Raw genomic sequence first — 22,427 nt, 5'->3', positions numbered from 1 at the left:
TTAAATATTTTATTATTTTAACATTATTGGATATAAAATTTGCTGTATTATCAGTCTAAATTTCACTTTTTAAGTTCGAGAAATGCTAAAATGACGAAATAATAAAAAAAAATATTGACTTTTATCGTCAAATAAGTGTATAATGACGATGAAAATCAATTATTAGAGAGGTTTAATCGTTAAATGACTATTGCCTATATCCGTCCGGATAAAAATTTTTTATCTGCACATGAACAGTTGAAATATATAAATTCTTACACAACGACTAATAATCTTGTTGTTGATGATGAATTTGTAGATTACATATCGCAAAATAAACGTTTGGAAGATCGCATAAATGTAACATCTTATTTTCAATCTAAAGAAGAAGCTATACTGCTTATATATGATGTTTGGGTTTTAACTACAAATATGGAAGATTTAATTCAAATGGTAAGTTGTTTGTTGAAAAATAAATATAAAGTGCATATTATAAAACACTCTGTTATAATTTCACAAGAGAGCAGTGCAATGTTGATTTTAGGGCTTATGGATCAACTCCGGCAAAAATTGAAAAATGATGCTAAAAGAATGATAGGGAGACCAAAAGGAAGCAGATCCAGTTCTAAGTTTGATATTTATTTAAATGAGATTATAGAGTATATAAGAGAGAAAAAAAGTGTAAGTGAAATGGCACGTCTTTTAAATGTCAGTAGAAGTTCACTAAAAGATTACATTGAATCAAGAGAGTTAAAACAGATAGCTTCGGGTTCGTTGCTGACGCATACTCAAGAAGATGCCGAAGCTCAGGTTATTAATACAATAGTATGTCCAGATTAATTTAATAGGAGAAATAGATGAGTGAAAAGAAAAAAAGTATAGAGATACCTACCCCTTGGAGAATTAAACGCTATTATGTTTATGCGTTGGCGACAATAGTAGCTTTGGTGTTGCCATGGATTAAAGTCAATGGACACCACTTCTTTTTATTGAGTTTTGACAAAATGAAACTGGACCTTGCTTTTGTGCAGTTTGATATGCAAGAGTTGTATTTGATGCCATTTTTATTGATGCTTCTTTTTATTACTATATTTGGTATGACAGTTTTAGGCGGTCGTGTTTTTTGTGGATGGGTATGTCCGCAAACTGTGTTTCGTGTCATTTATCGTGACTTGATTGAAACAAAATTATTGCATTTACGAAAACGTATCGGAAACAAGCAGCAAGAACCGGATATGTCAAAACCTGAAAACAAAGTAAAAAAAGCGATAGCTGTTATGATATGGACTGTGCTTGCATTGATTGCAGGAGCCGATTTTATGTGGTATTTTGTTCCACCGGAGACCTTTTTTCAGTATTTAAGTAATCCTGGAGAGCATTTGACGATGATTGGTTTTGTTGTAGGGATTGCAGCATTTTTGATTTATGACATTGTATTTTTAAAAGAAAATTTTTGTATTTATGTCTGTCCATATTCCCGTGTACAGTCAGTACTCTATGATGAACACACAGTTATGGCGATTTATGACTTTAACAGAGGCGGACATATCTATGACGAGCATCACCATAAAAAATTTGAAAAACAAAAAGAGTTGCAAGCAGCAGAACCAAATGCCGAATGTACGACATGTGAAAAATGTGTAACAGTCTGTCCTACTCATATTGATATACGTGAGGGACTGCAACTTGAATGTATAAACTGTCTGGAATGTGTTGATGCCTGTACAACAGTTATGGGTAAACTTGGAAAACCATCACTCGTGACATGGTCAAGTGAGTATGAGATTGCTGAGAAAAAGGGAAAAACAAAATATTTCCGTCCAAAAATCATAGCATATATGGTTTTACTTGTGGGTCTTATGTTTGCACTTGGATATATGAGTACGACAAAAGAGCATATGCTGTTAAATATCAATAAAGAGACAAGACTTTATTCTGTCAAGCATCTTGCAAATAATAAATTTGCAGTTGAAAACTCTTATGTCTTTTTATTGCAAAATACTGAGAATGAACCAATGAAGTTTTTCTTTGAAGTTATTCCTCCAAAAGGAATGGAAGGGAAAATTCAAATAGTAAAACCGTCAAAACCTTTCAGAGTGGTACCTGGTGTTAAAAAGAAAAAAATTGTAACACTTAGAACAACAGAGATGTTGGTTGATGACAAACGCAAGGATACTATTATTCCTATTACTATTCATGCATATGCTTTGGATAAAGACGGAAAGCCTAGCAAACTTATTTCTGTAATGAGACATACAATTTTCGTCTTTCCTAAAGAGAATGTCCTTTTAGACTCAAAATAAATTTAATAATAAGAAATCACACCATGGTGTGATTTCTATCAAATTCTTCGCAAATAAATAATTTGTTTTCTCCTCAGCATAAAATTTGCTATAATTCGCCTCTATTTATAAATTTATAATAAAAGGTAATAACTATGGCATTCTCAAAAGAAAATAGAAAAGGTACTGTTTCAGGTATCATCTTTGTTGCAATTTTTGCAGCTGCTGCAACATCAATAGCGCAAATTGCATTTGTCAAATCACTTGGCATCTCTCCTCTTGTTATCGGTATAGTATTAGGTATTTTTTATGCAAATACTTTACATAACCATATTCCGAGTGCCTGGGGAACCGGTATTACGTTTTCAGGCAAAAAAATTCTTCGTTTTGCAATCGTATTTTATGGTTTTCGTATAACATTTCAGCAGATTATGGATGTGGGGCTCAGTGGTTTTACCGTTTCACTGATTATGCTTTCCACGACTTTTTTACTGGGAACATATTTAGGTATAAAAGCGTTTAAGATGGATAAAGACACATCAATGCTTACAGCAGCAGGTGCCTCTGTCTGTGGTGCTGCAGCAGTTCTTGCAACAGAACCTGTTTTAAAAGCAGAAGGGTATAAAACTGCAGTAGCGGTTTCAATGGTTGTGCTCTTTGGTACAATTTCTATGTTTTTGTATCCTGTTTTGTATGCATCAATTATTGAGCCGGCAACAGGATTTTTGCATATGACTCCGGAACAGTTTGGTATCTATACGGGTGGAACTATTCATGAAGTGGCACAGGTTGTAGCCGTGCCTGCTTCTATTCCAGGTGCACCTGAAATTATGGCAAACTCTGCAGTGATTGTTAAAATGACTCGTGTTATTATGATTGCACCAATGCTTATTGTTTTGGGAATTTATTTGTCTATGCAGGCAAAAAAAGAGGGAAAATCTGGCGGTAAATTACAGCTTGTTATCCCTTGGTTTGCAGTATATTTTATAGGTATGGCCGGATTTAACTCTTTAGATTTGGTACCGCATGCTATTGTTGATACTATCAATACAATTGATACTTTTCTTTTAACGATGGCAATGACAGCACTGGGTATGGGAACAATCTTTTCCAAATTCAAAGGGCTTGGTTTGGCACCGCTGTATACTGCCGGTGCGATGTTTGCATGGCTGGTTATAGGCGGTTTTGTGGTGACTAAGTTTGTAACAGCTGCTCTTTAGCAGCTGTTGCAGCTTTGGCAATGAAGCTTCTTAATATACTTATTTAAATAAATATTATATAATATTTATACTAGTTCACAAGGAGTTTAATTTTGTCATATATTCCAAATACATTAAACTCTTTTTGGCTTTGGAAAGAGGTTTATGTAAAACTGGGGATTTCTAATCCTGCCTATAAATATTGGAAAAACACTCCAACGTTAAAATTGAATAATAAATATATTTTTATTCAAAAACAGACACTTCCAAAAAAACATGAACATGTTGAAAATATTCTAACAGATCTTTCGGGATATTTGCCAATTAAATATGCATCAGATCAGTTACATGTAAATGAACACTTGTTCGTAAGTGATAAAATGGCACTTCATACAGAGTTTGAGTATAAGTTTGTCGAAGATGTAAAATTTGTAAATGTAAAAAGATTTTTCAGAGAATATGGAATTAAAGTGAACAAAAATTCCATTGTACAGTTAGGGAAAATCAAAGATTTGGAAATATCTTCGGATGCAATATTTTATAATTTGAAAAATGATTACGGATTGGTGGTATATAATTCATGAATACTTTTTTTATAGAGTTTCGAGACCCTCTTTTTTCCATTATTATTTTCTTTACCATTATATTTATAATTACTTTTTTTTCTTATTGGTGGGGGAGATATAAAAGAAAAGAGGACTCTAAACAAATAAGTAAATTTTTGGAACAGTTTCGTACCTTACCATCACATAACGAATTGAAAATTTTAATAGCTGAAGGAGGGCTGTCAGAAAAATCATGGCTGCTTCTTGCGAGTGCATACTATAAAAACGGCGATTATGAAAAAAGTATAGAGATATATAATGAAATATTAAAACTCGGAAATAAAAGAAATACGAGAGAAACAATGTTCTTACTTGGAAAAACATATTTTAAAGCAGGATTTTTAGAACGTTCCAAGCAGGTTTTTTTAGAAATTCTGAAAAAGAATCCCCGTACACCGGAAGCTTTGCATTATTTGCTTCTTGTGTATGAGTATATGAAAGATTATAAATCCGCTTTGGAAGTTTTAGAGCCGTTGGATGAACTTCAAGAAGATGTTATTCTTGAACGTGCATATCTGCATGTTTTGGAAGCTCTTGATTCGCCGAATATGACAAAAGAAGAAAAAGTCCAGAAGTTGTTGGAGATATATAAAAATACTCATCGTCTGGCTTATTTGATATTTGATTATATTTTTCAGGTAGATCCGCAACTTGCCTGGAAAAATATTGACATCTCTAAAAGCGAACTTTTGACAGAACTCTTCTGGCGATGTGATTCAAAAGATTTGAATTTGGATATAATTACAGACAATGGCTATCTGCGGGAACTTTATACTGCAAGAGGTGATGTGAAACTTGCATACAACAGCAGTATATTTGAGCTTGATGTGCTGATAAAACTTGAGGGAAAATCAAATGCAACACTCAGTTTTGAGTATGTGTGTGATAACTGTAAAGGGACATATCCTTTTGCTTTCAGCCGTTGCAGTTCATGTCATGCGATAGATACAGCAAGAGTGGAGTACAGTTTAAGTAAAGATTACGCTAAGGAATTCAGTGAAGAAAATAACTCTTTTCAGTGACGGCAGTGCCTTGGGAAATCCAGGTCCTGGAGGTTATGGTGTTATTTTGCGATATGGTAAAAGTGAAAAAGAGCTTTGGGGCTCGGAACTCCATACTACAAATAACAGAATGGAACTCAAAGGTGCAATAGAAGGGCTTCGTGCTCTAAAGGAGCCTTGTGAGGTCGATATAATTTCTGACTCCTCTTATGTGGTGAAAGGAATCAATGAGTGGTTGCAAAACTGGATTAAAAGAGATTTTAAAAAAGTAAAGAACCCTGATTTATGGAAAGAATACATAGAAGTGGCAAAACCGCATAAGATTCATGCCATATGGGTACGGGGACATGACGGTCATGAAGAAAATGAGCGATGCGATGTATTGGCAAAAGAAGCGGCGCAAAAAGCCAAAGAGGCTTTAACACAATGAGGAGAAGGTATTTATGCATAAAAATATAAAGACATTGGAAGAAAAATTAGGATATGAGTTTCGTGACAAAAAGCTCATTATCGAAGCGCTGACACATAAAAGCTATAAGCAGCCCTACGATAATGAGCGATTGGAATTTTTGGGTGATGCCGTATTGGACCTTGTGGTCGGAGAGTATCTTTTTAAAAAGTTTCGGACATCTGATGAAGGAAAACTCTCCAAAATTCGAGCATCACTGGTCAATGAAACAGGTTTTGACAAACTGGCACGGGCTTTGAATCTGGGTGATTATATACTGCTTTCAAATGCTGAAGACAATAATGGCGGACGCGAAAAATCTTCTCTGCTTTCAAATGCTTTTGAAGCTATAATGGGTGCAATATATTTGGAAGCCGGTTTGGCAGAAGTACGAAGAATAGCCATTGATTTAATAGAAAAAAATCATGATGAGATCTCTTTGGATTCTTTGTTCCGTGATTTTAAAACAACACTTCAGGAATTGACACAGGCCCGCTTCGGGATAACGCCGGAGTATAAAGTTTTGGCATCACGTGGTCCTGATCATCAAAAAGAATTTGAAGTGGGTGTATTTATAGAAGATAAAGAGTATGCCAGAGCAAAGGGAAAGAGTAAAAAAATTGCACAACAAGAGGCAGCGAGAGTTGCTGTAGATATGTTAAATAAGGAAAAAAAGTGAACAGTTTTGGAATGAAATTACGATTTTCAACATTTGGAGAGTCTCACGGAAAAGCATTAGGCTGCCTTTTGGATGGTGTTCCGGCGGGCTTGAATATTGATGAAGAATATATTCAAAGTGAACTTGACAGAAGAAAACCCGGAAAGAGTAAATTTGAAACTGCCAGAAAAGAAGCAGACAAGGTTGAAATCTTAAGCGGTGTGTTTGAGGGAAAAAGTACAGGTACTCCAATTGCAATGGTTATATACAATACAAACCAAAAATCCAAAGACTATACAAATATAAAAGATGTGTTTCGTCCCGGGCATGCAGATTTTACCTATTTTCACAAATATGGTATACGAGACTACAGAGGCGGGGGGCGCAGCTCTGCGAGAGAGACTGCTGCAAGAGTAGCAGCAGGGGCTATTGCAAAACTAATGCTTCAAGAGCTTGGTATTACAGTGCTTAGCGGTATCAGTGAAGTTGCAGGCATACAGGCAGAAGATTTTAATTATGAAGGTGCGAAGAAAAGTGTAATTTATGCACTTGATGCCAATAAAGAAGAAGCACAAAAAGCAGCAATACTTAAAGCAAAAGAGGAGCATGATTCTGTCGGCGGTGTTTCGCGTGTAGTCATCAAAGGCACACCCGTAGGTTTGGGGCAGCCTCTTTACTATAAACTAGACGCTGTTTTAGCGGATGCTATGATGGGTATTAATGCTGTAAAAGCTGTTGAGATTGGAGATGGTGTATTGAGTGCCAAGGTACACGGTTCTCAAAACAATGATCAGATACGTGCAAATGGATTTGAATCCAATCATTCGGGTGGAATACTCGGTGGTATCAGTAACGGGGAAGATATAGTGCTTAATGTCTATTTTAAACCAACGCCATCTATTTTCAAAGAGCAGCATACTGTTACAACAGCAAATGAAGAAGTTGATTTTTCACTCAAAGGCAGGCATGATCCTTGTGTTGCTATTCGCGGTACTGTTGTATGTGAATCAATGGCCGCTTTGGTTATAGCTGATATGATACTGCTCAATATGGGTTCAAAAATGGATGGTGTCATTAAATATTATAAATAATATTTAAAAATCATCATCTCCAAATTCTTTTTCCATTGCTTTTTGATACTTTAATTCTTCTTCTTTTTGGAGTTGTTGTTTTGTTAAGACGGCTTCATGAAGAAACGCACCGAAAAATGTCTTTGGTTCTAATTTTGCCAAAGCAAGATAAATACCGCTGATAAGGGCAATGATTGTTATACCTGCTACTGCTTTTTGTATAGGATTAAATCTCTGTATAGGTTCTTTTATTCGCATTTCACAGGTTCCGCCCGGGCAGAGTGTTGGATTTTTTCTTGTGATAAACTTGTAAATCATACAGCCTACACATATCGAAAAAGCACTTTCGAGAAACATTAATGCAAGGCACAGTACACAGATGAGTACTTTGTAAAAAGTAATATCCCAGTTGAGAACAAACCATTGCATCATAGGCAAAGATATCAGCCAGCCAAGAGTCCAGGCAAAGCGTTTTTGGAGACCGCCTACATATTCCGGTTTTTGATTTTGTACAGCCAGTTTTCCCAGCAGTAAAGAGGGCGAGTATTTGGGAGAAATCATCCTTGCTGTAAAGTCAATAAACAAAAATGTCAAGTAGACTCTTGCTACGATGACATGTCCAAATCCTATTCCTATAAAAATTACAAGCATTCCCAGCAAGCCAAGTATGCCAGCAGCAGCTCTTGCCTCACGCTCGTTAATGACGGTTACATCATAACCCGGAACTCTTTCTCCGTAGTCTAGTAAAAAACTTTTTAAATTCATAAAATACCTTTAGTTGTAATAATTATTCTGTCATTTCTTTTAAAATTTTGACAATCATCCCCTGGGCCTCTTTTAACGGACGGATAGATTCTTCGTCTTGTATGTCGAGTGTATTTATCCAGTTTTCAACACCCAAAAATCCCATATACATCTTTGATTCATTTTTTTTCTTGTAAAGATAAAAAGAACACGGTGCCCAGGCACCTGCTTCGGGATGAAGTTTTGAAACAGGGTATATTACATCAAATTTGCAAATGGAATATGTATGAAAAAAATCATATTCATGAAAATCGTAATCATCAAATATTTCTTCTTGCAGATTAGTATAGTTTGGAAACAAAAATCCCAAAGGTTCTAATTCACCTTCAAATTCTGCTTCAAAATCTTCTATATAGTCTTCCATTGGCAGGTCGGTCTTTACTTCTGTGGCCATATCAATTGCAAATGATTTTTTTGGAAATTTTACAGTGTAATTTAAGTCTTTAAAATGTCCGTCTGGCATTGCTTTTTTCAGTCCTGTTTGTATCAAAGCAGCATATTCTATTAGATCCGGATCATTTTTCGGGATACCTGTCGCTCTTGACATTCCGTTGAGCGTCAAGGTTGCTATATTCATATTGCCGTCTCTGTCTTCCCAGATAGACATAGTTAAAGGTGTCAATGCACCAAATTTTGGATATTTCTTGATAATCTTATATGTGAGTTCACTGTTTATATACATAGCAAGGTTGTAAGTTTTATAATGCACTTTACCAAATCTGGTTTTAAACGGCTTATTCATATCATTGTTTCCGGGAACACTCAGTCCAATGGCATCAAAAGCAGCTTCTATTGTTTTGGGAGTAACCTTTTTGTTTGTATTGTGTGTTGTAAAAACCTGCACATCCTGTGTTTGGACAGGTTTGGAAGGTGTTGCGGTAGATGTAGCATTACAGCCGTTAATAGACAGCGTTGCTAAAACAACCATTATCAGAGTGTATATCTTTTTCACTTAGTCTCCTTGAGTTTTCTATTGCATAATACGGATTAAATTTATACAGTGTAACTTTATCATTATTGTTATATAAATAATATTAATAGAGTCAAATACTTACTGTATCTCCGACTTTAATTACGCAAGGACCACTTATTATTTTTGCAAATATACCTCTGTCGTTTTTTAGCAGTTTAGGCAACTTTGGGTTTATGATGGACAAGCCTTTGCACAGAGTGCAGTTTTGTGTTATTTCCAATGTTGTATCACCTATTGTAAAGGTCTCCCCTGTATTTAAATGGTAGGGGTTGATATCAATTAAAATATTTTCGCCCAGTGCTCCGTCTGATAGGTTTATGTTTGTATCATATGCCATATTGTAGCTTTGGATAGAGGTAATTAAAATAGCTCTTTGATCATTTTTATTGTAAAATTTGTCATTTAGAATTCCGTGTTCGTCGGCATCTATATGAGAGGTGTTTATTCTTGTTTTATCTGTATCATTTTTTGTGATGAATAATTTCAGAACTTTACCCTGCAGGTTTTTCTTCATCTGTTTTTGCTCATTATTTGTATTTGTTGTAGTTGTTGTAAAAAATTGAGAGTATGAGAGCCAATGTAGTAATTGGCTCTTAAAAAAGAGGGTAAAATTATTTAATTTTACCTTTGCCTTTGTAAGTTTTACCTTTAAGGTCAACTGCTAACATTTCAACCTTATCACCTTTTTTACCAATTCCTTTAAATTGAAATTTGAAAATAGGATTTTTAGATAAGAATTGTGAAGTAGACATATCTAAAACAGTCTCACCATTGACTGTAGCAGTTAAATGAGTAATAAAGTTTGCGTTATCTCTGCTACCGGTTTTCTTTTCTGCCATATTGTAAGTCATCATTTGATGTTTAACCATTGCTTTAACTTTAACAACACCGCCTTTTAATTTTGCTTTTACTTTAATTCCAGCCATTGTATTTCCTTATTTATTTTATTTTTTTTGTATCAAAATGAGAAGGAATTATCCTTCACATCCACCAAGAGCAACATCAAGAGTTTTCTTAGCAGCGTATAGTTTGCCGTCTTTACCCTCAGCAACGATTGTTATCGTACCGGATTTAGCCATTTTGATTTTAATAGAATATTTGTTTACACTGTACTTGTTTGTTTCTACGACAAGTACTGCTGCTTCCGGATTTGCATCTTGAAATACAGAAATTGTTTTTACATCTTTGTCAGTTGAAAAATCAACCGGAATTGCACCACCGTTACTTGCAACATCAGGAGCAGTAAGTTTCACACCTTCCATTGTTAATGCATTTGAACCATACATTGCTTTGATAGCATCATCAACAGTTTTTGCTGTCCATACAGTCGGTTTGAGTTTTCTGTAGTCTTCTGCTCTTACACTTGCCGGTACAACCGCTAACGCCAGTGCGCCTAAAGTCATGCTTAAAAATTTTCTTCTTTCCATCATTTTATCCTTTTTGTTTATTTACTTTGGTTGATAATATAGTCAACAACTGATTTGAATTGTTTGTCAGAGAGTGATGAACCGCCTTTAGGAGGCATTCCTGTATCAGTCCCTTTTAAACCATTTTCATATACTTTATCCATTCCTTTTACAAGCAACGGTGCCCATGCGGACTTGTCCCCAGGTGCTGGAGCAGCACCTGTGTCATGGCACATTGCACAGTTTGCCGCATATGCTTTTTTCGCATCAAAACTGCTCTCTTCTTTCTCTTTTGGAAGATCTCTTACTGCAGACAAAGGCGGATGAAAGTCACTGATTCCGGCACCTTTTATATAAACAACTTCCGCAGTCGGTTCCTGGCAGTCTTTCATACATCTTGATGCAGGGTTTTTGACATCATATTTCTGTCCGCCAAAGTTTTTTGCATTTGCATAATACTTACGTACATTTTCAGGACCATTCGGACCAGCGATATCCGGTTCAAATCCGTCTCTGTTTGGCATTTTTATTTTTAGGAATTTTTCACGATTAAGTACATACTCATCATCAACTTCCACACCGTCTATTTCCATTTCATTGGCATTTAATATATATGCAACCAAAGCATATACTTCATCATCACTGAGACTGTCAGTCAACGGATGAGGCATCGCATCTTTGATGTACCACCATAGAGTACTTGCCTGTGGCCAGTATGTACCAAAAACACGTACTGGACCGTCAGTATCTGGTTTGATTCTTTGATTTGTTAATGTTTTATGCAATTCATAGGCATTTCCTTTGGATAAAGCAGGATAGCCACCGCCGCCTGAACCAAAGTCACCATGACACATGACACATTTTGCTTCATAAATATTTTCGCCTTCTTCTACACTTCCCTGACCTTCCGGTAAACCGGTACCGTCAGCCATGACATCAGAATTCCACTCATCATATTCCGCTTTTGTCGGAGTACGGCCATATTTTACATCTGCATTATGCGCATTTGTATTGACATAGTATGGTCCTGTTTTTCCGTTTACAACAGGATAGTCTACTCCACCGTCAATAGAAGCTTTTGTAGGTACATTTGAACCTGCAGGTGAAGCATTTTCCACACATGCAGAAAGTCCCAGTGACAATACAGCTGCAGTAGAAATTGAAATTAATAATTTTTTATTTAATGTAAACATCATTACGCTTTTCCTTCTATTACTAACTCGCCATTTGCTTTACGCCCTAATTGAGAACGTACTTCAACGTGAGTTATCTTTCCGTCTTTTTCAACTTTCCATGTTTCCACTGCATTTCTATGGTACACAGCTTCTACACCTACAGTAAGAATTTCCTGGTCAACTGTCGGTTGGATGTATCCTGCATCATCTCTGGCACGAGAAGTAAGGAAGAGTTCCTGTCCTTTTTTGTATGTATGCATATAGCTCCAGCGTGTCCAGCATTTAGGAAGAACCAAACCTTTGAGTTTTGCTTCAACATAATTTCTTCCACCGTCAAAAGAGAGATCCACACCTGTAATTGTTCCCATTCCAGACCATGCAAGACCTTCTATCTCTACTATGTCACCATCTTCCAGGTCTGTCCAGTCAATTTCCGGAGACGGAGAAGTTACTGTTGAGTTTACTTCATTTGCATAGAAGTGTTGGATAGCCTTTCCGGTTGGTTTCAAGACTGTGTATTTAGATGTTTCTTCTTTACAGTACCAAGGTTCACTTGCGAAGTCTAAACGTCTTAGCCATTTTACACAGAGATTGCCTTCCCAGCCCGGAACAAGTAAACGAATCGGATATCCTTGTTCAGGACGCAGTGCTTCACCATTTTGACCCCATACAATCATGGCATCATCCCAGACTTTTTCCATTGGAATGGTTCGACCCATTTTTGAGGAGTCTCCGCCTTCTGCAAGCATCCACAGTGCCTCTTTTTTTACACCCAGGTCTTTGAGGATGTCTTTAATGTAAACACCTGTCCATTCTGCACAGGACATAAAGCCTTTTGCAAACTGTAAAGAGTTGTATTGTGGACCTCTCCATTCTTGACCGCCGTTTGCAGGACACTCAATAAAGTGAGTACGTGTTACACTTGGGTAGCGCTTCAGCTGTTTCATAGTAAGAACCAGAGGTTTTTCAACCAAACCGGTAATCATAAGTCTGTGCTCATTCGGGTCAATATGTGCCACACCACCGTGACAACGACTGAAAAAGAGGCCGTTTGGTGTGATGATTCCGCTTGACTCTTGTAAAGGCGTAACCGCAATAGATGCTCTGAAGTTACCCGAAGCAAGGAGCTTCGTGTATCTTCTTGTTACATTATGCTCATACTTGGATGGCATTCCGTAAAGATTCTTTGTTACAGGATCTCCCCATTTTGTTCCCCACGGTGTAGGTTCTAAAATAGCGGGATCGCCTGCTTCTTCTGATGCCAGCAGAGAAGTTCCAGCAAGTGCAGTTACAGATAATGCAGCTGTTTTTCTGAAAAAGTCTCTTCTGCCAAGACTTGAGTCGTTACTGTTGTCAGTAGCAGACTCTACATCTTGTTGAGATTTTTTTATATCCACAATGTTCTCCTTGGTAAGTTGTTATTCTGTTTAATACTTTTAATATCTCATTAATTTCCAGGCAATACAAATAATTGCTGATTTGTATTATGCCATTGTATGCTTAAATTATAAATACATAGCAAAAGGTATTATACAAAAAAATGAGACAAAAATGTGATATTAGCACCTAAAATGCACTAATTGGTTACTTATTGAAACACTCTCCATATATAACTAAAAATAATATTTGTACAGGTTATTTTTGGAATAACATAAACTTATTAGATAATAAAAATTATTTTTCAACTATACCCAGCACAAGATAGGTTTCAGAGGCTTTGTCAATGAAAAACGGTATTATAAATCCCTGGTGCTCAAGGTCTTTTATGTTTTCATCATTAAAATAGACAGACTGCTTGTATTTTTGTGCTTTTGTCGGAATATTGATTATTACAGTATCCAAATACATTTTAAAGTTTTTTGTTGCCATAAAATCTTCTTTTGCGAATTTTTGCAAAATATCCTGTAGCTGTTTTTCAAACAGGTCAGTGCATAGTATTTGCATCATTTGGCCTTTTCGTTAAGCCAGTTTGAAAGTTTTTGTGTGCAAGGATAGAACTCTTTTACAGAGTTCTTGTCCTGTTTGTATTTTTCAAATGCTTTTTGCATCTTTTTTTTTGCATCTTCATTAATCTTTTGCATTATCTACTCGTCATCATCTTCTTCTTGGGTTTTTGGTGTATTGCCATAAATAGCATCCACTTCTTCTGAAAGTGAACTAATCTCATCTATTGCGTCTTCATAGGCTTCCACTTTTTCATCACAGTCCTCAGTGGCTTCAGCATTAGCTGTTGCTTCATGGAGAGAATCTTCTATCATATAGGCTTTAAAAGGCATACCGTAGTTGTAAACTATTTCTCCACCGTGTTTTCCTTGCAAAAGTGTTGTTGCTGTTGCTGCAAGTAAAAGAAGAATGGCCAATGCCTGCACAGCAAAATTTTTCATTTTATATCCGACTATCTGCACCAATGCGATAATACCCGTTGCTATTGCCAGATACAGCCCAAGCTCTTTATGTTCCAGGAGTTCTTCTTTACCGGCTTTGCTCAGATAATCAAAAATTTCCGGTCCGGCCTGATTCCCTGTATACCAGGCTACTGTCATTGCAAGTGCTGCCGCAAGTGTCATTATAAGAGAAGTTTTCGACATCATTTCACTTTTGCTGTAAAGATAAACAAGTCCAAAAACTGAAGCAACTACAGGTAAAGCCATCGCAAAGTGTACGGTTGCAGGGTGTAACATCATAGTAAATCCTTTGTATTTGAGTTTAGAAAATTATATTAAAACATTCAAATTTATTTTTTAGTTAATTATAATAATAAATTATCTTAAGATGAAATTTATCTATCTTTTTTTTCCATCGCATCTTTGGCTGACTTTATTGCACTGCCAAGTGCTGCCCGGGCAACTTCCCATGCCTGTATGCCCATTTTTTTGGCTTCCTGTGCCTTTGGCGAATGCAGGGCATTGTCTGCTTTCTTGGCTGCAATTTTTGCAAAGGCAGAAAACTTTTCTTTGATAACTTCAGCTGTTTCTTTGGAGATAAGAATAAGCTCTTCGAGATCATAACGCATTTCTTTGTTAAGTTCGAGAAGGATTTTTTTAATGTATTGTGAACTTTCGGAAGCCTGCGTGATGATTATCTGTGAAAAAAGTGTATCTGTCTGATGCAAATCTTCTATGATAGTATCATAGTCTTCGATAAGTATATGTTTGGCTTCTACAGGCATAAATGCAACTCTTTGTTTAAATCTGTCAATAGATTTGATCAATCCGCTTCGCATACCTTTGAGTGTGGCAGAGAGAATCTCTTGGGCTCTTGTCGGTGTTGCTTCTGCAACTTCTATAGTCGTTGCAAGAATTGTGGAGAGGATTTTTCTCACACGTATTGTATTGAGAGAACCTTCTTTTATAGACTCAAAGGTAATATCTTTTATAACCTCTTTGATTGATTCGTTTACATCACCGTCTGTATCTTTTTCCAGTGCTGTAATAATGGCTGATTCCACCATTTCGCTGAGCATATCATACAGATCAATGGACTGCAGTTTGATTTGATGTAACATATGAACAGCTTTGTCATCTTTGAGTTGCTCTTCAATAGCATTGAAAACCTCATATTTTGCTATTTGCAGCTCTTCTGATTTTTTGTGCAAAGCTCTTTCGATGGCTTCTTTTTGTTCCAAAAGCTTTTCAACCTCTTCTTTCAAAGTATGTGTTTCTTCTTCAACAAAAGTATTTGTTAAGGCTTTCATCTCATCCAGTGAGATGTTTTTCAGATCTACTTTTGCATCGGACAATGCATGTCCGATTCTTTTTTCTATACTTTTAAATTTATGACTGTATGCTTCTTTGAGTTTTGTTTGCAGGGTTTGATTTTGATCCATGGGTTACTCCTAAAGTACCATTTTAATATCTTGATGATTTTTCAAAGCATCATATATAAATTTTCTGTCATCTTCGTTATGAACAAGTAAATCAAGGTTCATGCTGACATATTTGCCTGTTTTAGACTTGTTTGAGTCTGTAAGTTTGTGTGAGCGTTCATCAATGACCTCTTTTATGGCATTTTGCAGAGCCTCTTTCTCACTTGCAATGACTTTATAGCACCAGTTACAAGGATATTCAAGTTCCAATTGTTTGTCTTTGAGTTTATCGTTTAAAGTCTCCACTTTTTCCTCCTGATTTAGATTCAAGTTGAACATTCTGTATCACCATTCCTTTGTCGATAGCCTTTACCATGTCATAAATTGTCAAAAGCCCGATGCTGACTCCTGTTAATGCCTCCATCTCAACACCTGTCTGTCCTGTGAGTTTCGCAGTAACTGTAAGCTTAAATCCGGGAAGCTGTGTCAGTTCTTCTACCTCACAGTTTATGCCGCTTAAATTTAAAGGATGACACATAGGAATGAGTTCGCTGGTTTTTTTCGTCCCCATAATAGCTGCAATAACGGCTGTTTGCAATACAGGACCTTTTTTTGTTTTTTCGCTGACTATGGCATCGTAGGCATCTTGACTCATTCTTATGATACCGCTTGCTATTGCTACTCTTGTTGTATTGTTCTTATCACTTACGTCAACCATTTTAGGTCTTTGGTTTTCATCAAGATGCGTTAAATTCATTACTAAACTGCTCTCTGTTAAATTATTTTTTACTATTATAGCAAAGTGCCGTTAATAATGCGTGAGAATTTCAAGAGCTTTTTGATAATCTTTAGGGTGATTCATATTTAAAAAGGGTTTTGAATCAGGAAAATAAACATAGCTTGTTTTGGAATTTTTTAAAAGAGAACCAAGTTTATGATTGTTTTCATGAAGCATCTGTAAAAATTTTGGTTGTAAATTTTTGGAATAGATCCCGCATAAGGGCTGTGCACCCTCATCTGTTTTGGCAATAACCGCATCAGAAGCAGAGTTGTCGGCAAGTATGATTTTTTCTATTTCTCTTTGGGAGACAAAGGGGGTGTCAACGCTCAGAACAAATATTTTTTCTGCACTGAATGTATCAAATACTGTGACAAACCCAAGAGTAGGAGCGAAAACAGAAGAAACTTTTTTATCTTCTATGAAGTTCGCATCAAAAGAAAAAACTGATTTGTTTTTGCAGGAGATATAGACCTTTGTAAAAATTTTACCCAGTCTGACGTATTGGTACTCTGTCAGGGTACTGAAACCGGCAAAAGGGAGAAGCGATTTGTCCTCTCCCATTCTGCTGCTTTTGCCGCCTGCAAAGATGACACAGGGAATATCGAACATTTAGTTGAGTGTTAAGTTTGCTTCAATACGTCTGTTTTGTGCGCGACCTTCAGCCGTTTTATTACTTGCAATAGGGTTAAGCTCACCCATTCCTACCGTTGTCAGTCTTGAAGCAGGTACTCCTTTTTGTACAAGAAGTTTTTTTACTTCATCGGCTCTTTTTTGAGAAAGTTTTTTGTTATAAGCTTCGCTTCCTCTGCTATCAGTATAGCCGACTATCTCAGCACTGTAGTTTTTGTATTTTTTCAAAAAGTTTGCAAATGCATCTATTTTTGCAAGAGATGTTTGCTTGACTGCATACGAATTGCTTTCAAAATGAATGTCTAAGTTAATCGTTTGAGGACATCCATCTACATTTACCGGAGTTCCTACAGGAGTGTTGGGACATTTGTCTAAAGAATTTTCTACTCCGTCATGGTCATCATCAAGAGAAATTTTGCAACCGTTTATATCAACTGTACTGTTTGGCGGAGTATTTGGACATTTGTCGAGGGCATCATAAATGCCGTCACCGTCACTATCTACTTCCGGTTTTTCTATGAGGATAACTTTTTCTTCGACAATTGTAACAACCTCAGGGATTGTTTGTGCTTTTTGTGCACCAAAAGAGTAAGTAAGACCGACAAGACCTACAAGGTTGCTGTCAGCATTTCCGGCATTGTTTGAAGCAATTTTTGCCATATAAATAGCTTCTAATTTAAGCGCCCAGTTTTGAGTAAAAGGGATTTTCACTCCTGCCCCTGCATCTAAAAACATACCGGTTTCATTATTCCTGTTTGTATCAGAAATATTTTCAATGCCTACACCCATTTTTGCAAAAGGGATGACGGTATGTGTTTTTTCAAAAGTATACACGCCATTAAAAGCACCACGGGTAATTTGTGTATCTCCACCTGACTTATAATCTACACCGCGAGAATGAAATACTGAAAATTCCGGGCTTATTTTACTTTCTAAAGTATTGAATTGTACTTCAACGCCTCCTGTAAAATAGCCGTCATCTTTAATGCCAAGATTGCCTTCTGCGATATCGTATCCTATCATTGGAGAGATTTCGTATTTGTAATCGCTCGCTTGAATCAGTGTCCCTGCTAATAAAAGTGGTAGCAAAAATCTTTTTTTCATAAAATGTTCCTTATTTGTTATTAATATATCATTATCTCGGGTCTGTAATATACCCTGTAATTGCTGATGCGGCAGCAACGGCTGAGTTTGCCAGATAAACTTTGGAAGAGCGGCTGCCCATACGACCGACAAAGTTTCTGTTTGTTGTGCTGATGGCTACTTCATTGTCCCCTAAAATACCCATGTATCCGCCGAGGCAGGCACCGCAAGTAGGATTGCTCACAACACCGCCGGCATCGACAATGATGTCGATATAGCCCAAATGGTTTGCTTCACGCAGGATTTTTTGTGTTCCCGGTGTGACAATGAGACGAACATCAGGATGGACTTTTTTTCCTTTGAGTATCTCAGCGGCTACTTTTAAGTCTGCAAGGCGACCGTTTGTACAGCTTCCGATAAAAGACTGGTCCACTTTGATTTTATCTTCGACCGCTTTTTTGACAGAGTGACCGTTTGACGGCAAGAAAGGATAGGCAATAACGGGGTCAAGGTTTGCAACATCAATCTCTAAAACCTGAACATACTGGGCATCTTCATCAGAGTAGTGAATGCGAGGCGCGCGGGCGAGGTTTTTGTCTGCCAAAAACTCTGCTGTAATCTCATCATAGGCTACGATACCGTTTTTTGCACCGGCTTCAATCGCCATATTGCACATAGAAAATCTGTCATCTATCGTAAGGTGCTTAATCGTACTTCCTGTAAATTCCAAGGTTTTGTACAGTGCACCGTCGACGCCGATAAGACGGATAATCTCCAGGATAATATCTTTTCCTGTTGTATATTTTCCGGGTTTGCCTGAGAGTACAACTTTGATAGATTCGGGTACTTTGAACCAGTTTCCGCCGGTAATCATAGCAAATGCAAGATCCGTTGAACCCATTCCTGTTGAAAATGCACCGAGTGCTCCGTGCGTACATGTATGTGAATCGGCACCGATGATGACATCACCCGGAACAATCAGCCCTTTTTCCGGTAATAAAGCATGCTCAATGCCCATATCCTTTTCATCAAAATAGTTTTTGAGTTGGTGTTTTTTTGCAAAATCGCGGGAAATTCTTGCCTGATTCGCTGATGCAATGTCTTTTGCCGGAATAAAGTGATCAAGAACGATAGAGAAACCGTCCGGATTTGCCAGTTTTTGTGCACCACTCTCTTCAAAAGCTTTGATAGAAATAGGTGTAGTAATATCGTTTCCGATAACCATATCAATATCGCAACGGATAATTTCACCCGCTTTGACTTCACGACCGATATGCTGTGAGAATATTTTTTCAGTTATAGTTTGCCCCATGATGGTTACCCTCTTATAATATAATTAATTTCGCGATTATAACATAAGAGATTTAAAGTGATATTTCAGGAGATGCTAGATTTGATATTTAATGGCTTTTTTAGTAAATTCGGTTGAACAAAAAAACAGAGCAATAAAAACAGGGTTAAATACGATAACATCATCTTCAAGCGTTTCAAAAACAGTAAAACTGAAACCTTCTCCGTCATTGGGATTTTGGGGAGTGATGACAAACTTCAAAGGTGCAAGTGCCCGCGACATGTTGATGATGTTCTTTTTTACTTTTGAATTTGTCCCGTGTAAGATATTGAAATCTTTTTCTTCAGCCTCTCTGTGCGCAACGAGAATATTTTGAATCAGATCTATTTTGTCTTTAAAAACTACTTTGTTCCATTTTATGATTGTATTGTTTGAAGCAATTTGGCAGTTCTTTTGCATAAGCGGATGCGGTTTTTTTGCACGCATGGCTTCAATGAGTGCAAGTAAATAGTTTACGCCACCTATGTTCTTGGCTGCTTTTGTTAAAAAAAGATGTAAAAACTCTTTTTTCTTTTGGTCTAGATTGTTAAAATTACACATTGTTTTTTCCTTCTTAATTTGTTATTATAACATTATTATTGGCTGTTTGAATTCTTAAACAAAATGTAAACTCAGTTTGGCTTAAGCAAATCATAATGACAAAACTATTATGATGTCAAAAGTAAAAGAAGACAAAAATAGTCTGATTTAAAATATAACCCAATTAAGAGGTAAAAATATGCAAGTTTATTTAGACAATAACGCTACTACAATGACGGACCCGCAGGTAGTAGAAGTAATGCAACCATTCTTTAGTGAAATTTACGGAAATCCCAATTCGCTTCACAAGTTTGGTACAGCATCACATCCATACCTGAGAAAAGCAATAGACCAGGTTTATACAGCACTCAATGCGAGTGACAATGATGATATCGTATTCACATCATGTGCAACAGAATCAAACAACTGGGTATTAAAGTCCATCTATTTTGACAAAATTGTCAATGGAGAAAAAGACCATATCATTACAACAGAAGTTGAACATCCTTCAGTGCTTGCTACATGCAGATGGCTGGAAGAGCAGGGCGTGAAAGTAACTTACCTTCCTGTCAATGAAGAGGGTATTGTTGAGTCACATACGGTAAAAAGCTTCATCACAGACAAAACCGCACTTGTAAGTGTTATGTGGGCTTCAAACGAAACAGGGATGATTTTCCCTATTAAAGAGATTGGTGAGATTTGTAAAGAAAAAGGGGTTCTTTTTCATTCGGATGCTGTTCAGGCAGTCGGAAAAATTCCTGTTGACCTACAAGATGTACATGTAGATTTTTTAAGCATGTCTGCGCATAAATTTCATGGACCAAAAGGTATCGGGGCACTTTATATTAAAGATTCACAGCCTTTGACTCCACTGTTTCACGGTGGAGAGCAGATGGGTCACCGTCGTTCTGGAACATTGAATGTTCCCTATATAGTAGGCATGGGAAAAGCTATCGAACTTGCTACAACAAATATTGAAGAGACAATGGCTTCTATTCGTGCAAAACGTGACAGACTTGAAGATGCACTTTTGGAGCTCAGTGATACTTTTGTTGTCGGCAGCCGTGAAAACCGTACACCAAATACAATTCTTATTTCCATAAGAGGTGTTGAGGGCGAAGGGATGCTTTGGGACTTGAATAACGGTCAAATCGGGGCATCTACAGGTTCAGCATGTGCTTCTGAAGATTTGGAAGCGAACTCTGTTATGCTTGCAATCGGTGCTGACAATGAACTTGCACACACAGGTATCAGACTATCACTTTCGCGTTTTACAACAAATGAAGAGATAGACTACACAATAGAGCATTTTAAGAGTGCGGTGGCAAGACTTCGTGCTATATCGAGTTCGTTTGCAAAAGTAGCACCGACTCCGGGCGGCGAAGCGGGGGAGTGTCATATTCCTCACCACATGGCACATTAAGAAGTAGTGTTGCCATGTTTTTCTCTATAAAATTCCGAGGGCGAATCCTCCCTACGGTCTGAGACTCTCTATTTTCCAGAGAAAAATATTATAGAAAAGCAACGAGTTGCGCGAGCTTTCCGCTGAGGAAAACCAAGCGTTAGCGTAGATAAAGGAATCGAGGTACCCCTTGAGGGTATACTTCCTTTGTCGTGATAAAATGGATGAAGGGTTTCCTTCATTTTATAAAATAAAATTAAGGGAGAATATTATGGCAAAAGCAGATATGTTAGGCGAGTCTCTATGGGACGCGTATTCAAATAAAGTAACTACATTAATGAACAATCCCCAGCATCAAGGGGAAATTACACCGGAAGAAGCTGAAGCACACGGAAACAAGCTCATCGTAGCAGATTTCGGAGCGGAGAGTTGTGGAGATGCAGTAAGACTCTACTGGGAAATTGATCCAAAAACAGACAAAATTGTAAACTCAAAATTCAAATCATTCGGCTGTGGTACGGCTATCGCATCAAGTGATGTAATGACAGAGCTTTGTATTGGTAAAACAGTACAGGAAGCGGTAAAAATTACAAATATTGATGTGGAAAAAGCACTGCGTGATGATCCGGATACTCCGGCAGTTCCACCGCAAAAAATGCACTGTTCGGTAATGGCATATGATGTTATTAAAAAAGCAGCTTCATTGTACCTTGGTGTAGATGAAGAGAGTTTTGAAGATGAAATCATTGTATGTGAATGTGCGCGTGTTTCACTCGGTACTATTCAAGAAGTTATTAAACTAAATGACCTCAAAACGGTTGAAGAGATTACGGACTATACAAAAGCCGGCGGTTTTTGTAAGTCTTGTATCAAACCGGGCGGTCATGAAGACAGAGAGTGGTATCTGGTTGACATTTTAGAGCAGACTCGCAAAGAGATGGAAGCAGAAAAAATGAAAGCAGCTGCAGATGCGATGAGTGCAGGCGGCGGAAATTTTGAAGAGATGACACTTGTACAGCAAATCAAAGCTGTTGATGCTGTCATTGATGAGAGCGTCAGACAGTTCCTGATTATGGATGGCGGAAATGTGGAAATCATAGACATTAAAAAGAATGATGACAACATTGATATTTATATCCGCTATCTCGGTGCATGTGACGGTTGTGCCTCATCTGCTACGGGTACACTCTATGCAATTGAATCAACACTAAAAGAAAAACTTTCTAAAAAAATCAGAGTTTTGCCTATCTAATTTT

At 37.1% G+C, this 22,427-nt stretch carries 27 protein-coding genes; 10 read left to right on the top strand and 17 right to left on the bottom strand.

Annotated features, from left to right (window positions below):
• The first annotated feature begins 183 nt into the window (after nucleotides 1–183).
• The 8 genes from MNY28_RS10605 to aroC all read left to right on the top strand — a co-directional run bounded on the left by MNY28_RS10605 (nucleotide 184) and on the right by aroC (nucleotide 7,263).
• Nucleotides 184–819, top strand: coding sequence for a recombinase family protein (locus MNY28_RS10605; RefSeq protein WP_151899291.1), 636 nt, complete (start codon nucleotides 184–186; stop codon nucleotides 817–819).
• Between the two features lie 17 nt (nucleotides 820–836).
• The gene (gene ccoG / locus MNY28_RS10600) at nucleotides 837–2,282 is read left to right on the top strand and encodes a cytochrome c oxidase accessory protein CcoG (RefSeq protein ID WP_151899292.1); all 1,446 of its coding nucleotides are present in this window, start codon (nucleotides 837–839) and stop codon (nucleotides 2,280–2,282) included.
• 134 nt (nucleotides 2,283–2,416) lie between these two features.
• Nucleotides 2,417–3,481 carry a YeiH family protein gene (locus tag MNY28_RS10595; protein WP_193150740.1) on the top strand — a complete coding sequence of 355 codons (1,065 nt, stop codon included), beginning with the start codon at nucleotides 2,417–2,419 and terminating at the stop codon, nucleotides 3,479–3,481.
• A 92-nt stretch (nucleotides 3,482–3,573) separates the two neighbouring features.
• Nucleotides 3,574–4,044, top strand: coding sequence for a hypothetical protein (locus MNY28_RS10590; protein ID WP_151899294.1), 471 nt, complete (start codon nucleotides 3,574–3,576; stop codon nucleotides 4,042–4,044).
• Nucleotides 4,045–4,181: 137 nt separating this feature from the next.
• On the top strand, nucleotides 4,182–5,087 hold the full coding sequence (locus MNY28_RS10585; RefSeq protein WP_346389823.1) for a tetratricopeptide repeat protein: 906 nt from the start codon (nucleotides 4,182–4,184) through the stop codon (nucleotides 5,085–5,087).
• Nucleotides 5,062–5,496: a ribonuclease HI gene (gene rnhA / locus MNY28_RS10580; RefSeq protein ID WP_151899296.1), complete on the top strand. Its 435-nt coding sequence runs from the start codon at nucleotides 5,062–5,064 to the stop codon at nucleotides 5,494–5,496. Before MNY28_RS10585 ends, rnhA begins: the two co-directional genes overlap by 26 nt.
• Nucleotides 5,497–5,509: 13 nt before the next feature.
• Nucleotides 5,510–6,193 carry a ribonuclease III gene (gene rnc / locus MNY28_RS10575; RefSeq protein ID WP_151899297.1) on the top strand — a complete coding sequence of 228 codons (684 nt, stop codon included), beginning with the start codon at nucleotides 5,510–5,512 and terminating at the stop codon, nucleotides 6,191–6,193.
• Complete coding sequence (gene aroC / locus MNY28_RS10570) at nucleotides 6,190–7,263, top strand: chorismate synthase (RefSeq protein ID WP_346389822.1); 1,074 nt, start codon at nucleotides 6,190–6,192, stop codon at nucleotides 7,261–7,263. Before rnc ends, aroC begins: the two co-directional genes overlap by 4 nt.
• Before the next feature lie 3 nt (nucleotides 7,264–7,266).
• On the opposite strand, the gene MNY28_RS10565 is transcribed toward aroC, so the two are convergent.
• The 17 genes from MNY28_RS10565 to MNY28_RS10485 form a co-directional block, all read right to left on the bottom strand.
• Entirely contained in the window at nucleotides 7,267–8,007 is a 741-nt protein-coding gene (locus MNY28_RS10565; RefSeq protein ID WP_151899299.1) for a DUF4395 domain-containing protein, read from the bottom strand.
• A 22-nt stretch (nucleotides 8,008–8,029) separates the two neighbouring features.
• Nucleotides 8,030–8,998: a DUF302 domain-containing protein gene (locus MNY28_RS10560; RefSeq protein ID WP_151899300.1), complete on the bottom strand. Its 969-nt coding sequence runs from the start codon at nucleotides 8,996–8,998 to the stop codon at nucleotides 8,030–8,032.
• A 91-nt stretch (nucleotides 8,999–9,089) separates the two neighbouring features.
• Nucleotides 9,090–9,533, bottom strand: coding sequence for an MOSC domain-containing protein (locus MNY28_RS10555; RefSeq protein ID WP_151899301.1), 444 nt, complete (start codon nucleotides 9,531–9,533; stop codon nucleotides 9,090–9,092).
• A gap of 97 nt (nucleotides 9,534–9,630) precedes the next feature.
• A complete protein-coding gene (gene soxZ / locus MNY28_RS10550) occupies nucleotides 9,631–9,945 on the bottom strand; it encodes a thiosulfate oxidation carrier complex protein SoxZ (RefSeq protein ID WP_151899302.1) in 315 nt (104 codons plus the stop codon).
• A gap of 48 nt (nucleotides 9,946–9,993) precedes the next feature.
• Nucleotides 9,994–10,446: a thiosulfate oxidation carrier protein SoxY gene (locus MNY28_RS10545; RefSeq protein WP_188110005.1), complete on the bottom strand. Its 453-nt coding sequence runs from the start codon at nucleotides 10,444–10,446 to the stop codon at nucleotides 9,994–9,996.
• A gap of 17 nt (nucleotides 10,447–10,463) precedes the next feature.
• On the bottom strand, nucleotides 10,464–11,621 hold the full coding sequence (locus tag MNY28_RS10540; protein WP_346389821.1) for a c-type cytochrome: 1,158 nt from the start codon (nucleotides 11,619–11,621) through the stop codon (nucleotides 10,464–10,466).
• The gene (gene soxC, locus MNY28_RS10535; RefSeq protein WP_346389820.1) at nucleotides 11,621–12,997 is read right to left on the bottom strand and encodes a sulfite dehydrogenase; all 1,377 of its coding nucleotides are present in this window, start codon (nucleotides 12,995–12,997) and stop codon (nucleotides 11,621–11,623) included. The genes MNY28_RS10540 and soxC overlap by 1 nt, the downstream gene beginning before the upstream one ends.
• Nucleotides 12,998–13,274: 277 nt before the next feature.
• Nucleotides 13,275–13,544 carry a hypothetical protein gene (locus tag MNY28_RS10530; RefSeq protein WP_151899304.1) on the bottom strand — a complete coding sequence of 90 codons (270 nt, stop codon included), beginning with the start codon at nucleotides 13,542–13,544 and terminating at the stop codon, nucleotides 13,275–13,277.
• Nucleotides 13,544–13,681 carry a hypothetical protein gene (locus tag MNY28_RS10525; protein WP_188110006.1) on the bottom strand — a complete coding sequence of 46 codons (138 nt, stop codon included), beginning with the start codon at nucleotides 13,679–13,681 and terminating at the stop codon, nucleotides 13,544–13,546. The genes MNY28_RS10530 and MNY28_RS10525 overlap by 1 nt, the downstream gene beginning before the upstream one ends.
• Nucleotides 13,682–13,684: 3 nt before the next feature.
• The gene (locus MNY28_RS10520; RefSeq protein WP_151899305.1) at nucleotides 13,685–14,284 is read right to left on the bottom strand and encodes a DUF2231 domain-containing protein; all 600 of its coding nucleotides are present in this window, start codon (nucleotides 14,282–14,284) and stop codon (nucleotides 13,685–13,687) included.
• A 95-nt stretch (nucleotides 14,285–14,379) separates the two neighbouring features.
• Nucleotides 14,380–15,426, bottom strand: coding sequence for a DUF6781 family protein (locus MNY28_RS10515; RefSeq protein WP_346389819.1), 1,047 nt, complete (start codon nucleotides 15,424–15,426; stop codon nucleotides 14,380–14,382).
• Nucleotides 15,427–15,435: 9 nt separating this feature from the next.
• Entirely contained in the window at nucleotides 15,436–15,711 is a 276-nt protein-coding gene (locus tag MNY28_RS10510; RefSeq protein ID WP_151899307.1) for a DUF493 domain-containing protein, read from the bottom strand.
• Nucleotides 15,692–16,162 carry a cyclic pyranopterin monophosphate synthase MoaC gene (gene moaC, locus MNY28_RS10505; RefSeq protein ID WP_346389818.1) on the bottom strand — a complete coding sequence of 157 codons (471 nt, stop codon included), beginning with the start codon at nucleotides 16,160–16,162 and terminating at the stop codon, nucleotides 15,692–15,694. Before moaC ends, MNY28_RS10510 begins: the two co-directional genes overlap by 20 nt.
• Nucleotides 16,163–16,213: 51 nt before the next feature.
• Nucleotides 16,214–16,795, bottom strand: coding sequence for a molybdenum cofactor guanylyltransferase MobA (gene mobA / locus MNY28_RS10500; RefSeq protein WP_151899309.1), 582 nt, complete (start codon nucleotides 16,793–16,795; stop codon nucleotides 16,214–16,216).
• A complete protein-coding gene (locus tag MNY28_RS10495; protein ID WP_346389817.1) occupies nucleotides 16,796–17,920 on the bottom strand; it encodes an OmpA family protein in 1,125 nt (374 codons plus the stop codon).
• A 31-nt stretch (nucleotides 17,921–17,951) separates the two neighbouring features.
• A complete protein-coding gene (leuC, locus tag MNY28_RS10490; protein ID WP_346389816.1) occupies nucleotides 17,952–19,211 on the bottom strand; it encodes a 3-isopropylmalate dehydratase large subunit in 1,260 nt (419 codons plus the stop codon).
• A gap of 75 nt (nucleotides 19,212–19,286) precedes the next feature.
• Nucleotides 19,287–19,790, bottom strand: a complete 504-nt coding sequence (locus MNY28_RS10485; protein ID WP_346389815.1) for a hypothetical protein — start codon at nucleotides 19,788–19,790, stop codon at nucleotides 19,287–19,289.
• Between the two features lie 178 nt (nucleotides 19,791–19,968).
• Here MNY28_RS10485 and MNY28_RS10480 point away from each other — a divergent pair, with 178 nt between their 5' ends.
• Both MNY28_RS10480 and MNY28_RS10475 read left to right on the top strand, forming a co-directional pair.
• Nucleotides 19,969–21,192 carry a NifS family cysteine desulfurase gene (locus MNY28_RS10480; protein ID WP_346389814.1) on the top strand — a complete coding sequence of 408 codons (1,224 nt, stop codon included), beginning with the start codon at nucleotides 19,969–19,971 and terminating at the stop codon, nucleotides 21,190–21,192.
• Between the two features lie 250 nt (nucleotides 21,193–21,442).
• Nucleotides 21,443–22,423: an iron-sulfur cluster assembly scaffold protein gene (locus MNY28_RS10475; RefSeq protein ID WP_346389813.1), complete on the top strand. Its 981-nt coding sequence runs from the start codon at nucleotides 21,443–21,445 to the stop codon at nucleotides 22,421–22,423.
• Nucleotides 22,424–22,427 lie beyond the last annotated feature (4 nt).

This window comes from Sulfurimonas sp. NWX367, from assembly GCF_039667065.1.
GTDB lineage: Bacteria > Campylobacterota > Campylobacteria > Campylobacterales > Sulfurimonadaceae > Sulfurimonas > Sulfurimonas hydrogeniphila.
Note: the sequence above shows the minus strand (reverse complement) of the source record. Positions and strands in the feature narration are given on the sequence as shown.

Coding starts and splice junctions, on each gene's coding strand:
- MNY28_RS10530 (WP_151899304.1), bottom strand. CDS start 13,544: ATGCAAATACTATGCACTGACCTGTTTGAAAAACAGCTACAGGATATT.
- MNY28_RS10595 (WP_193150740.1), top strand. CDS start 2,417: ATGGCATTCTCAAAAGAAAATAGAAAAGGTACTGTTTCAGGTATCATC.
- MNY28_RS10475 (WP_346389813.1), top strand. CDS start 21,443: ATGGCAAAAGCAGATATGTTAGGCGAGTCTCTATGGGACGCGTATTCA.
- MNY28_RS10555 (WP_151899301.1), bottom strand. CDS start 9,533: ATGAAGAAAAACCTGCAGGGTAAAGTTCTGAAATTATTCATCACAAAA.
- moaC (WP_346389818.1), bottom strand. CDS start 16,162: ATGAATTTAACGCATCTTGATGAAAACCAAAGACCTAAAATGGTTGAC.
- MNY28_RS10605 (WP_151899291.1), top strand. CDS start 184: ATGACTATTGCCTATATCCGTCCGGATAAAAATTTTTTATCTGCACAT.
- ccoG (WP_151899292.1), top strand. CDS start 837: ATGAGTGAAAAGAAAAAAAGTATAGAGATACCTACCCCTTGGAGAATT.
- MNY28_RS10480 (WP_346389814.1), top strand. CDS start 19,969: ATGCAAGTTTATTTAGACAATAACGCTACTACAATGACGGACCCGCAG.
- MNY28_RS10485 (WP_346389815.1), bottom strand. CDS start 19,790: ATGTGTAATTTTAACAATCTAGACCAAAAGAAAAAAGAGTTTTTACAT.
- MNY28_RS10495 (WP_346389817.1), bottom strand. CDS start 17,920: ATGAAAAAAAGATTTTTGCTACCACTTTTATTAGCAGGGACACTGATT.
- leuC (WP_346389816.1), bottom strand. CDS start 19,211: ATGGGGCAAACTATAACTGAAAAAATATTCTCACAGCATATCGGTCGT.
- MNY28_RS10545 (WP_188110005.1), bottom strand. CDS start 10,446: ATGGAAAGAAGAAAATTTTTAAGCATGACTTTAGGCGCACTGGCGTTA.
- soxZ (WP_151899302.1), bottom strand. CDS start 9,945: ATGGCTGGAATTAAAGTAAAAGCAAAATTAAAAGGCGGTGTTGTTAAA.
- MNY28_RS10515 (WP_346389819.1), bottom strand. CDS start 15,426: ATGGATCAAAATCAAACCCTGCAAACAAAACTCAAAGAAGCATACAGT.
- rnc (WP_151899297.1), top strand. CDS start 5,510: ATGCATAAAAATATAAAGACATTGGAAGAAAAATTAGGATATGAGTTT.
- mobA (WP_151899309.1), bottom strand. CDS start 16,795: ATGTTCGATATTCCCTGTGTCATCTTTGCAGGCGGCAAAAGCAGCAGA.
- MNY28_RS10520 (WP_151899305.1), bottom strand. CDS start 14,284: ATGATGTTACACCCTGCAACCGTACACTTTGCGATGGCTTTACCTGTA.
- MNY28_RS10565 (WP_151899299.1), bottom strand. CDS start 8,007: ATGAATTTAAAAAGTTTTTTACTAGACTACGGAGAAAGAGTTCCGGGT.
- MNY28_RS10540 (WP_346389821.1), bottom strand. CDS start 11,621: ATGATGTTTACATTAAATAAAAAATTATTAATTTCAATTTCTACTGCA.
- MNY28_RS10525 (WP_188110006.1), bottom strand. CDS start 13,681: ATGCAAAAGATTAATGAAGATGCAAAAAAAAAGATGCAAAAAGCATTT.